Here is a 12,680-nt window from a genome sequence, read left to right on the forward strand (position 1 = left end):
CTGCAATACCCCGGAAGGAATGCACTTTCCGTTCCAGCCCTGAAGGGGCGGGCGGTCAGCCCTCCCCCCACTGGGCGCCGCGAATCCGTGGCGGCAACAGCCCGGTGCACAAATCGCGCAGACGGCTCGGCAATACCAGCATTACCGGCGTCACCACCAGTGTCAGCACGGTGGAGAATGTCAGGCCATAGACGATGGCACTTGCCAGCTTCACCCAGAAGGAAGCAATCACGCCGCCCACCACGACTTCACGCCCGACCATGTCTACACTGACGCCCAGCGCCAGCGGGAACAGGCCAAGAATGGTCGTGGCAGTGGTGAGGAACACCGGCCGCAACCGCTGCGCCGACGCTTTCACTGCGGCGGCTGCCGGCGACAGTGCCGGCTCACTGTTGCGCACGTAATTGTAGGTATCGATGAGGACAATGTTGTTGTTCACCACGATACCCGCCAGCGCCACGATACCTACACCGGTCATGATCACACTGAATGTGCTCTGGGTGATCAACAACCCCAGCATTACCCCCAGGGTCGACATCACTACCGACGACAGGATCAGCAGCGACTGATAGAAGCTGTTGAACTGGGTCACCAGCAGGATGAACATCAGAAACAGCGACAGCAGGAAGGCCACCGCCAGGAAGCTCAGCGACTCATTCTGCTCCTCATCGGCACCGCGGAAAAGCAACTCTACCCCGCTGTCAACAGGGTTGTCCGCCACCCAGGCACGGATCTCCCGTACCTTGTCGTCCGGCAACACGCCTTCCTGGGCATCTGCTTTTACCTGCATACGGGTGATGCCATCGATGCGCTCGATCTTGTCGACCTTCGGATGGGCCTCGGTGCGCACAAAGCTGCTGACAGGCACAGCACCGCCTGGGGTATTCACTTTCAACTGATCCAGTGCGGTGATACCGCGGGCAGTCTCTGGGTAGCGGATGCGGATATCCACTTCCTCGTCACTGTCATCAGGACGATATTCTGCGACCCGCACACCGTTGGTCACCAGCTGCACCGCGCGCCCGACTTCCGTCAGGTCCGCGCCGTAAAGGGCGGCCTTGGCCCGATCCACCTTCACCTCCCACTGGATCCCCGGCAACGGCGCGGTGGTGGTGATGTCCCGCAGGCCCTCGAACTGGTGAGAAAGCGCATGATGCAGCCGGCGAGTCTCCGCCAGCAATGCGTCATAGTCCTGTGAGCGCAGCTCCAGCACGATGTCCTTGCCGATGGGCGGTCCACCCTCGAATTCATCGGCGGTTACCTTGATGCCGGGGAAGTCCGCCGTGCGTGCGCGCAGATCGGCAAAGATCGCGCCGCTGCGACGCTGGCGCTCCTTGGCCGGAATCAGCTCGACCAGAATATTGGCGATCTGGTCCGGTGCCCGGTCGCGATTGCCGGAGAGGCCACTGGAGCCGATCGCGGTGTAGGCAACGCGCACTTCCGGCACCCCCAGCACCGCACGCTCCACCTGGGCCACCAGCTCCCGCTTTTCGGCCACGGAAAGGTTGCCCTGGGCCCGCACCTCGACGTTGCCGTACTGCTCTTCGGTATCGGTAAAGAATTCGACCCCGGCACCAAAGCGGCCGAAGCCGACAAAAATACCGAATAGAAGAACCAGCGTGGAGACAAACGCAAGGATCGGGCGCTGTACGATGGCCTTCAGCAGCCGCGCGTACCAGCCGGTGATTCCGGACAGCGCCGTGGGTTGGCCGCTCTCCAGTTGCTTGAGGTAGTCCTGCGCGGCCACATCCAGGCTGCCCTTGCCGAACAGGGATCCCAGTACCGGCGCAAAGAACAGTGCATACAGCAGAGAGCCCGACAGCACGGCGAACACCGTCACCGGCAGGTAACGCATGAACTCGCCGACCACCCCCGGCCAGAACATGATCGGCAGGAAGGCCGCCAGGGTCGTGCCGGTGGAGGCCAGTACCGGCCAGAACATGCGACGCACCGACAGCGTGTAGGCAACCCGCGCAGACATGCCTTCGGCCATCTTCCGGTCAGCGTACTCGGTGATCACGATGGAACCGTCGATCAGCATGCCGAGGGCCAGCAGCATGCCGAACATCACCATGAAGTTGAACGAGTAGCCCAGGTACCAGGTGATGATGGATCCGAACAGCAGCGAGAATGGGATGCCGAGCCCCACCAGCATACCGGAACGGAAGCCCAGGGCGGCGACGACGATGATCATCACCAGCAGCATGGCGGTGAGAATATTGCCCTGCATCTCGCTGACCATATCGCGGGCGAAATTCGACTGATCGAAGACAAAGTTCAGCTCTACGCCGCGGGGGAGATTATCCCGCTCGGCCAGCACCACTTCGCGCACCGCGTCCGCCAGTTGCACGGAACTGGCGTCATTGCGTTTTTCTACATTGATCGCCAAGCCCTGCCGGCCGTTGACGCTGGTGTAACTGGAGGCATCCTTGAAAGTGCGGCGGATATCCGTCACATCCGAGAGTGTCACCACCCCGTCGCCAGAGGACTTGATGGGGATATCGTAGACATCCCTCGCGGTCTCGATCAGGCCGGGCACTTTCACCGAGAAACGCCCGCTCTCCATTTCCAGCTCGCCTGCAGGAATCAGCAGGTTGTTGCCGGTGATGGCACTGATCAGCTGGTTACTGGTGATCTGGTAGTGCTCGAGGCGCACCGGATCAATGGTAGCCTCCACCACTTCTTCGCGGTTGCCCTGGATATCGGCACTCAGCACCTCGGCAATATTTTCGATCTTCCGCTGCAGGTGCTGCGCACTCTGCAACAGTACCCGCTCACCCAGCTGCTCGCCGGCCAGGGTGACCACGATCGCCGGGAATGGCTGCGCCGCCGCTTCTTCCACGATCGGCTCATCCGCATCCCGTGGCAGTTCCGCCTTGGCCCGGTCGACGGCATTGCGCACTTCATCCACGGCCTCGTCGACATCGATGGCAGCGTCGAACTCCACCACCACATAGGCCAGGGACTCCCGCGCAGTAGCAATGGTCTCCATCACGCCCTCGATGGAGCGGATTTCCTGCTCCAGAGGACGCACCAGCAGGCGCACCCCATCCTCGGGGGAAATGCCCTCGTGCCGGACCTGTACGATCACAAACGGCGGGTTGACCTCCGGATTGGTCTCAATGGTCATCAGGCTGCGGGCAACGATACCCACCAGGACGACCAGCAGCATAAAGCTGATGGTGCTTCGGGCCCGGTCTACGGCTCGCTCGAGGATTCTCATTACAGCTCGTCCCCTTCCGTCGCGGCGGCAGACTCAGCAACGGCAGCACCGGTTTCTCGACCCAGGGACTGGCTCGGGGGAGGCAGATCACCGGCGGCCTCTTCCATCTCCACCTCGACCATCTCGCCCACGGTGACATACTCCTGGCCCACGGTAATCAGTGTTACCGGATCTGGCAGTCCCGTCACCCAGATGCCCGCATCACCATCGCTCACCAGGGTGACGTTGCGGAACTGCACACGGTTTTCCTCATCGAGGATACGCACGCCCAGATCACCGCGGTCATCGAGAGTCAGCAGGGAGGCATTGATCCGGTGGGCACTGACTTCACCGGTGGGGAGCGCGAGCTGGCCACTGAGGCCCCCGCGCAGCGAGCCGCTGTCATTGGCCACTGCCACCTCAACCCGGTAGGCGCGGGTGACCGGGTGAGCCTCCTGGCTCACATAGCGCAACTCCCCCTGCACCCGCTCGCCCCCGCGCAGCTGCGCACTGGCGGGCGCCCCGGGTACCAGCCTGCCGACCTGGGATTCGGGTACTTCACCGACCATCAGTATCGGGTTCAGGTCCAGCAGGGTGGCACATTCCTCGCCCCGACGGATGAAGTCACCCAGCTCCACGGCGCGATGGTTGAGCACGGCATCAAAGGGTGCGCGGATTTCCAGGTTCTCCATCGCCACCTGGGCGCGCTTGAACTCGGCCCGGGCATCCGCCAGGGCAACGGCGCGCTGGGCAATATCCGTCTCGGACTGGAGACCTTTGTCGCGCAGGCGCTGGGCTCCGGCAAAATCCAATTCCGCCTTGCGCAGGGCAGCTTTTGCCTGCTCGAGCCGCTCCGGCCGGTCCTCGGCCTCGATCCGGCAGATGACTTCACCCTGGCGAACAGTGCGGCCCTCTGCCACCGGCAGTGCGGTGATGACCCCATCGAGCTCCGCTTTCAGTTTCACCGTCCGATTGGCCTCCGTATGTCCGTTGACCAGCACCCGGGTGGTATAGGGCTGGGCCTGCAGCCGCCGGGCCTGGACTGCCAGCGACTCCCCGGAGCTGGCCGGAGCACCAGCCTGCCGGTTAGCTGCGCCGTCACCCGAGCCTTTCTCGGGGGCGAGCAAACCGCTGGCCAGCCACAGCAGCGCGATCAGCGCCACGATCGTGGCAATACGGTAGTTTCTCTGTTGCCAAAAGCTCGCAAACACATTCATAGCGGGGAAAAACCTGTCATCGTTCAGTGGGGCATCGCCGTCATCACGCTTTTTACGTGCGGGGACGGACAGCAGATTGTACGGCCGCATTGTGAGCGGCTCTAATGACAATTGCTAACTGAAACCGAAATCAGGAATGGATCAGCCTGTATGACGGGTTGGTCAACCCGCCATGGGAGTGGCTTGTGGGGCGGCCGGGAGGGCAAAGGTGCTCAGGACAGCATGGACTCGAGGAAGTCCGACATGTCTGACTTCTCGTCCACCAGCTGCCCGCTGCCGAATTCCGCGTTCCAGTCCAGCAGGATGCGGGCCAGGGCCCGGGCCTGATCCGCCAGCGCCAGCAACTCTTCACGGCTGTTCTTGGGTCCGGTGTAGAGCTTCAGCTTGCGGTGGCTGTTGGCCAGCTCGTGTGAGGGATACTTGGAGCGGTAGACCTCCAGCTTCCAGCGCAACGAGTGCACCATGTTGCGATAGAAAACCAGCTTGGTCGGCAGGTGCAACAGGGAGAAATCCTCGAGATCTGTAAAGAGGGTGCAGTCCACCCCCAGCACCAGCGTCTCACGACTGGTCGGGGAAGCGACCACATCGGCGCTGCGGGGCTCCGCCAGCAACATGGCCAGGTCCCCGAACAACTCACCCGGCCGGATCATGGCCAGTGGCCGCTCGGTGGGCCCGCCTCCCTGGGGCTCGACTTGCACGTGCAGCTCGCCGCGCAGAAGAAAATACACCCATTGATCCATGTCCCCTGCGGCAAAGAGCTTTTCCCCCGGGGCGAGACTGGTGAGCCGCGACCGCTTCAGCAGTACGTCGTACTGCCACTCGCTGCTGGCACGAATATCACGAAATAAATGAATGACATTTAGAAGTCGATCCACGGCATCCCGCGGATAATTGCTGAGCGGTGTAATTTCCATCCGGTACTTCTATATCTTTATCGTTTGAAACAGCAGCCAAGCAGACATTGACTCCATGTCGGCCAACTGCAAAAGAAGATCCTTGGTCAGGATATTCTAGGTTCAGGATGACGGCTGTGTTCCCCACGCGCCACCATTTTCAGAAAAACGAGACATTCTACCCATTCCAGGGTTGAACTACATTCCAGTTACAGTAGAGTTAAGCAGTATCCAGATTATTCAACCCCAAAATGCGGGGTTTAAAGGACTAAAATCTGGAGGCATACCTCGGGGGAGGGGGCGTGCCAGAATTCTTATCCGCCGGAATATCCCGCCCGGAATAAAAGAAACCCTGAAAACCATGAAACCGATAAAAATTCTCATCGCCCTCATGGTGTTTGCGACGGCTATGACTGCCCAAGCCGCACCTCTACTGAACGGACTCGCACTCGAACAGCAATTCAACAAAGACCGCTACATCGCTGCGGTCTATTCCGACACCCTGGCAGACAGCGCCAGCGTACTCCTGGATAACAACACCACACGCAAGCTGGAAGTCCGCATCATTGCCGACGGCCTGTCCGCCCGTCGCTTCCGCAACCAGTGGATGGAAGGCATCGCCATCAATAACTCCGGCGATATACTCAGCGGCCAGGCAGAGAACATGGTGACTTTCGCCAACCTGTTCAAGGGACGCTTCTACAAAGGTGACCAGCTCAGCGTTGCTTTCGACGGGAACAGTGGCAAAACCACCGTGTCCCTGAACGGCGTAAAACTGGGTCAGATTGCCGACCGCGACTTCTTCAACACCCTGCTGCGCGCCTGGGTTGGCCCGGTCCCGCCGTCCACGGATTTCCGCGACCACCTGCTGGCCAATGGCAACGTGGATTCCGGCCTGCTGGGCACCTACGAGTTGCTTGAGCCCTCGGCTGACCGTGTTGCCCAGGTAACCGCCAGCGCGCAGCCCGAGCCAGAAACACCGGCACAGCCCGAGCCCAGCAAGCCAGCTGTCGCCGCCACTCCTGCAGTTGAGAAGCCCAGACTGGCCGCCGATATCCCACCGCCTTCCCTGGCATCTGTGAGCAATGCGGCCCCGGAGTCCACAGCCAAGCCGGCACCGAGCAAGCCCGCTCCGGCCCAGAAGCGCCCACAACCCAAGGCTGCCCCGGCAGAGCTGGAAGCGGACGAGGAAGACGAGGCGCCGCTGACCGCCGATATGATTTTGGCCAGGCAGATTTACCACTCCATGCTGCTGCGTCACACCTACAAGTTCATCCGCTACCCGAAACGCGCCCAGGAGCGCGGCCAGGAAGGCAGCGTTCGGCTGAATGTCTCGATCGGTGCCAATGGCGAGATCCGCGATATCCAGTCCGTCCAGGAATCCCGCTTCGCCACCCTCAACCGCGAAGCCCGCGAGGCCGTCGAGCGCGCCGGCCCCTACCCGGCCGCACCGCCGCAGCTGGTCAAAGACACCTATCAGTTCACGGTGCCGATCACCTTCCGCCTGCCGGACTGATCAAATTCCAACCAGCCCCCTGTAAAACCCCGCCCCGGCGGGGTTTTTCGTTTCTGCACCGCCAGGCTATCCTGGCCGGTCCGCTCAACGCTCCTGCTGCACCACTTACCGCCCCGCTGTTGCCGATCCGTGTCCGCACGGCGTACTATCCGGGCGGACAATAATTCATCTAACAACGAAGTACCCTTATGAAAAGACTACTGCTACCCCTCGCCATTGCCGGTGCAATCGCCGGTTGCTCCAAGTCTGAAGCGCCGAAAATGGCGGAAGATGCTGGCAAGCCCGCTGTCGAAATGACTGAAACTGCTGCCAAAGTCGAGCTCGGCTCCGGCATCGACCTGTCTGCCATGGACACCTCCGTGCGTCCGCAGGATGATTTCTTCTCGTACGTGAACGGCAGTTGGATGAAGAACACCAAAATTCCCGCAGACAAATCCCGCTGGGGAGTGTTCGACCAACTTCGGGACACCAGTACCGAGCGCGTAAAAGTGCTGATCGAGGAAGCCGGTCAACATGCCGAAACCACCGATGCCAAGAAAATCGGTGCGCTGTACAACAGCTTCATGAATGAGGACAAGATCGAGCAACTCGGCATGCAGGCCCTGGCCGAAGAGCTCGCCAAAGTGGATGCGATCACCGACCTGAAGCAGCTGAGCGCCTATTTTGCTTACGCCGACAGTGTCGGTTACGACGCGCCCTTTGGTGTTTACATCAACCAGGATGTAAAGGACGTTGAGTCCTACACCGCCTACTTCAGCCAGGCTGGCCTCGGGCTTCCGGATCGTGACTACTACTTCGACGACAGTGAGCGCGGCCAGAAGCTACAGCAGGCGTACATGACCTTCCTCGTCAAGATGCAGCAGATCGCTGGCCTCGCCGACGCTGAGGCCATGGCCGAAAGTGTCTATGATCTGGAGAAGCGTCTCGCCGAGCACCAGTGGACCCGCGTCGACAACCGCGATCCGGACAAGACCTACAACAAGAGGACCATGGCTGAGCTGGCCGAGCTGATGCCTTCCATCGACTGGGACACTTACCTGGAAAAAGGCCAGCTGAAGACACTGGACAACGTGATCATCCGCCAGCCGGACTATCTTGCCGCGGCCGACGAGATTATCGCCGAGACCGAGCTGGCCACCTGGAAGCGCTATCTCAAGATCAAGCTGCTGTCCTCCATGGCACCCTACATGCACGACGAGCTCGCCCAGGCAAACTTCGATTTCTACGGCACGGCAGTGCGTGGCATCCAGGAAATGGAACCTCGCTGGAAACGAGCGGTGCAATTCGTCAGCGGTACCGCTGGTGAGCTGGTTGGCAAGCGCTATGTTGAAAAACACTTCCCGCCGGAAGCCAAGGAGCGCATGCTGGAGCTGGTCAATAATCTCAAGGCCGCCTATCGCGACTCCATCGAGTCCCTGACCTGGATGAGCGAGGAGACCCGCAAGCAGGCGCTGCATAAGCTTGACAACTTCACCACCAAGATCGGGTACCCGGACGAGTGGCGCGATTATTCTGCCCTGCAAGTCTCTGCCGACGACCTGGTGGGCAACGTGCTTGCTGGCCGCACTTTTGCCAATGACTACGAGCGCAACAAACTTGGTAAGCCCCTGGACCGCAGTGAATGGTTCATGCCACCCCAGATCGTCAATGCCTACTACAACCCGCCGATGAACGAGATCGTATTCCCGGCCGCGATCCTGCAGCCGCCGTTCTTTGACTTGGAGGCTGATGACGCAGTCAACTACGGCGCCATCGGCGGCGTCATCGGTCACGAAATTGGCCACGGCTTTGATGACAAAGGCTCCAAGTATGATGGCAAGGGCTACCTGAACAACTGGTGGACCGATAGTGACCGCAGCAACTTCGAGCAGCTGACCGGCAAGCTTGTGGCACAGTACGATGCCTTCGAGCCGATTGAAGGCGAGCACATCAATGGCAAGCTGACCCTCGGTGAGAACATCGGCGATCTCTCAGGTCTCGGCATTGCCTACAAGGCCTACAAGATGTCCCTGGAGGGCGATGAAGCCCCGGTGATCGACGGCTTTACCGGCGATCAGCGCCTGTTCATGGGCTGGGCGCAGGTGTGGCGCGGCAAGTTCCGGGAGGATGCACTGAGCACACAGCTGAAGACCGGCCCCCACTCCCCTGGCAAGTACCGGGTGCAGGGTGTAGTGCCGAATATCGACGCTTTCTACTCTGCCTTTGACGTCAAGGAAGGCGACGATATGTACCTGCCGGAAGAAGAGCGCGTAGTGATCTGGTAATTCAAGCCACAATCGTCGCTCAAGGCTGAAAAGCCACAAAAAAGCCCCGCTCGCGGGGCTTTTTTGCTTTCTCAGGCTCAATCAACGTCGACTGATCCAGTCCACGACGATGCGGGCCAGGACCGATCGCCCCACGGCCGCCGCGGACACATCAACGCGCCTGGTTTTTAGTTTTCTTTTTCCTCATTTTCCGCAGGAACCCCCTGGACTCTCGACGAGGCCCAGCTGCCCACTGCCATCTGCATCACCTCAGTCACTTCCCCTCTCTCGGGCTCGGAGCCCGCCTGGCTGTTTTCGGCCTCGGCGTGGAAAAGATAGAGGCGTGACACCAGCTCGGCAAAGGGCAGTGAGGACTCACCATGGCGCTCTCCATGGCCATCCGTGGAAACCTGTACTCCGCCGCCCCAATTCTGGCCGCTGTCGTTATTCGGGTTGAAGAAATAGACCCGCATCGCCCCCTCCTGGTCCAGGGCTACGCGGATGAGGGTAATCGCATGCCACCCCACAAAGGCGCCGTTGCTGTCTGTGATTGCCAATCCGGCGGGCTGCGGGTGGATGATTGGCTGGTTACCGTTGTAGTAGGGGTGATAGCTGCGGTAGAAGCGCGAAATAAAATCCCGGTATGCCGTCAACTGCCCGCTCTCGAGATCCACTGCCAGGTTGAAAGAACGTCCAACCCACCAGCCGTGAAACTCCGGATTGACCCAGCGATGGGGGTCGTCCCCCCGGTCCGCGCAGAGTTGCCCCATGTGGTGATAGATCTTGTCCAGGTGTGGTACCAGCAGCACCGAAACCGGGTCCGTATCCAGCGGCAGCTGCCGCAGGTCGGTGGCCGCGACACCTGCAGAGGAGATCGGCGTGCCCTCGAAATGCATCACCACTTCATCGAAGCGGGCCGCTTGCTGAATCAGGTAAAGCAGGTAATCCGGGTCATTGTAAGCCCACATTGAGATGGCCCGCGCCGACTGGCAGGTGGGATTATTACCCTGGCCAATGCCAAGGGGCTGACCAAGGATTGCCAGCGCTCCCGCCAGCAGGCGGTCAGTGGCCGGGACGGCATTGCCGAAGGCAAAGGTGAGTAACGTTTCACAGTGGGGCGACAGCGGCAGGTCGATCTGGCGCCACAACGCCGGCGCTATGGGCGGTGCATACAGCACACCGCTTTCCAGCATCATCGCCAGACTATAGACACACTGTGCCGTCTGCGGATGAACCGCCCTCCCCACCAGCCGGTGCACCAGCTGCTGATAGCAGCGCAGAACATCGATCCCGGTACTGCTCAGACCCAGCGCATCTGCCAGCAGTTCCTCGCGCCCACTCGCAAGCGCCCAGCGCAGGAACTGCGCATGATAATCAGAGACCAGCCCGACGCCGTGCATATGTTCGGCAAACTGCCGCGCCTCGGCCAGCAAACCGTCGGGCTCCAGTGCAGCCAGGCGCTGCTCAAAAACGTCCAGTCCCGGATCATCGGCACAGGACGAACTGGGTCCGAACAATGCCCGAACCAGCAAGTCCGCCTCCGCTCCGGCGCTCTCACTGGCGTCGTCACCACGGGCGCGCGCCACCGCGATCTGGGTGATCATGGATTTGATACTGTCTACCTGGATGGGACGCTGGGCCAGCATCCGCTGAATTTCCGTCACCAGGCTACCGAGGATATCGGCAAAATCGATCCCGGCAAGCAGCAAACGGAATACCCGATCCACGGCAGGGGCTGAATTGCCGAGCCGCACACGGGACGATTCCGCAGGGCCTGCCAGCAGGTAATCAAGGTTCAGCGCCAGCACCTGGGTGAGAAAGTGGCGCGCCTGCTCACCGGGCACGCCGGCGTGGCAGTGAAGCCCCCGGGCGAGTGCCAGCAGGCGCAACTCGCTGAGCAGTTCAATGGTCACCGTGACCCGGTCACCGCTCTCCAGCGAAGTACGCACAAGGCCCGGCAACAGGGTCTCGGGGTTGTCCCAGGCCGTATCGACGAACAATCCTGCGCGATCATATCGAGCCGCATGCTCGAAGAGCAGCTCGACACCACCCTCCAGTGGAAGCAGACGTGCGGCCGCCTCCAGCGTGGCCGCCTGGTAGCGCTGTTTATTGAAGCGGCGCGCCTGCTCCAGCTGGCTCAGCACATGCTCAAACTTTTCTGCCAGCTTCCCAAGATCCCATTCACTCACGGCTTTTGCCCAGCTTACTGCTCAGTTCATCAGATATAGTAATCCAGTTCTTCCTGAGCTTTCAGCAGGTCTCGCAACCGGTAGGGATCATCGCCGAAGAAATAGACCAGCCCCCAGTGTGTGCCAAAGGCGCTACGCTTGGGCACCTTGTTTTGCATCGGCGACTGCAGCTCGTGAAATTCGAAGTAGGCATCCTGCGCAGTGTCGTCGGGAATCTTGAGTTCGTTGATCACCCGACGCCGGGGATATACGCCGAAGCAGCCCGCGTGCCCCTTGGCATCCACCACTTCCCGGGGGAAAAACTCGGCGATTTCTTCATCGGTGGTCTTGGGATCAAACATCATGACCATGGCCTGGTAGGCATTGAAACCATAGGCGCGTTCGATCAGCTCGAAAGCATTGAAGCCCGGTGGCCGATATGCCACTTCGCCGAAATACATCTTGCCATCACTGGTCACGAAGTACTCCGGGTGAATAAAGCCGAAGTCGATATCAAACGCCTCTATCAGCTTTTCAATTTCCTCTTTCACCCGCGGTCGCCATTTCTCCAGATCCGGGGTCGCAGGTACGAATACCGAGTAACCCAGCGTCACGTACTCGGAGATGTTCATAAACTGAATCTTGCGATCCTTAATGAAGGCCTCAACGGCGAATTCCCAGCCGTCCAGGTGGCTCTCCATCAACACCGGAAATTCATCCTCGGGGATGTTATCCACATCATCGGCCGTGCGCACCACACGATGTCCCAGGCAACCGGCCTTGTCGAAAGCCTTGAGATGGATCGGGTCATTGGGGTCACCATCAAGTTTCAGCAACGCCTGATTGACCCGGGTCAGAAAGCGGATCACGTCGGACTTATCCTGGGCTTCTTCAAAGATACCGACCCGGATTCCGCCGAGCTGCGCACGCCTTTTCATCAACGCCTTGTCACGAAACAGCAGTGCCTGTCCCATCAGACGGGGATTGCCCAGCAAAACGGAATTGATCGCACCCGCCCACTCGACAGTTTCCTCGTACAGCGGGATCGCCACATCCACACCTTCATCTTTCAGGCGCTGGGCAATTTCCATGGAACGCTCGTTAAGACGCTCAAAATTCCATGAAATAAACGGGATGTCATAGCGATTTGCATACTCCTCCGCCCAGGGCGGCGCCACAATGACATAGCGCCGGTCGAAGCGGTCAATCGCATCGATGGCGTTCAGACTCCATCCCAGAATCGCGACATATCCCTTACTGCGGTCATAGTTACCCATGGGAGACTCCCTTTGCTGCATTCAACAAGCAGATGAACAGAATCAGAGCCGCATTCTGGCCCAACCCACGACCATGAACACGGTCCAACTCGTTCGCTATTACCACCCTAACGCAGCAAAATTTCAGTTGAAAGGAATCTGGCGCCTGAATAGACGGCCTCGAT

Annotated in this window: 7 protein-coding genes; 2 read left to right on the top strand and 5 right to left on the bottom strand. The window is 60.1% G+C overall.

Annotation, left to right across the window (positions count from 1 at the left end; genetic code table 11):
* Positions 1-55 precede the first annotated feature (55 nt).
* From LVD12_RS06815 to LVD12_RS06825, 3 genes are all read right to left on the bottom strand, one after another.
* Positions 56-3,223 carry an efflux RND transporter permease subunit gene (locus tag LVD12_RS06815; RefSeq protein WP_237066749.1) on the bottom strand — a complete coding sequence of 1,056 codons (3,168 nt, stop codon included), beginning with the start codon at positions 3,221-3,223 and terminating at the stop codon, positions 56-58.
* A complete protein-coding gene (locus tag LVD12_RS06820; protein ID WP_237066751.1) occupies positions 3,223-4,509 on the bottom strand; it encodes an efflux RND transporter periplasmic adaptor subunit in 1,287 nt (428 codons plus the stop codon). Before LVD12_RS06820 ends, LVD12_RS06815 begins: the two co-directional genes overlap by 1 nt.
* Before the next feature lie 122 nt (positions 4,510-4,631).
* Complete coding sequence (locus tag LVD12_RS06825) at positions 4,632-5,333, bottom strand: cyclic nucleotide-binding domain-containing protein (protein WP_237066753.1); 702 nt, start codon at positions 5,331-5,333, stop codon at positions 4,632-4,634.
* Between the two features lie 340 nt (positions 5,334-5,673).
* Between LVD12_RS06825 and LVD12_RS06830 the strand changes: the two genes are divergently transcribed.
* Complete coding sequence (locus LVD12_RS06830; protein WP_237066755.1) at positions 5,674-6,828, top strand: TonB family protein; 1,155 nt, start codon at positions 5,674-5,676, stop codon at positions 6,826-6,828.
* Between the two features lie 188 nt (positions 6,829-7,016).
* Positions 7,017-9,092, top strand: coding sequence for a M13 family metallopeptidase (locus LVD12_RS06835; protein ID WP_237066757.1), 2,076 nt, complete (start codon positions 7,017-7,019; stop codon positions 9,090-9,092).
* Between the two features lie 167 nt (positions 9,093-9,259).
* Here the strand turns inward: LVD12_RS06835 and LVD12_RS06840 are convergent, their stop codons facing one another.
* Together LVD12_RS06840 and LVD12_RS06845 are read right to left on the bottom strand one after the other, a co-directional pair.
* Positions 9,260-11,260 carry a hypothetical protein gene (locus LVD12_RS06840; RefSeq protein WP_237066759.1) on the bottom strand — a complete coding sequence of 667 codons (2,001 nt, stop codon included), beginning with the start codon at positions 11,258-11,260 and terminating at the stop codon, positions 9,260-9,262.
* A gap of 29 nt (positions 11,261-11,289) precedes the next feature.
* On the bottom strand, positions 11,290-12,516 hold the full coding sequence (locus tag LVD12_RS06845; protein WP_237066760.1) for an ATP-grasp domain-containing protein: 1,227 nt from the start codon (positions 12,514-12,516) through the stop codon (positions 11,290-11,292).
* Between the last annotated feature and the right edge of the window lie 164 nt (positions 12,517-12,680).

The organism is Microbulbifer guangxiensis (genome assembly GCF_021729075.1).
Classification (GTDB): domain Bacteria; phylum Pseudomonadota; class Gammaproteobacteria; order Pseudomonadales; family Cellvibrionaceae; genus Microbulbifer; species Microbulbifer guangxiensis.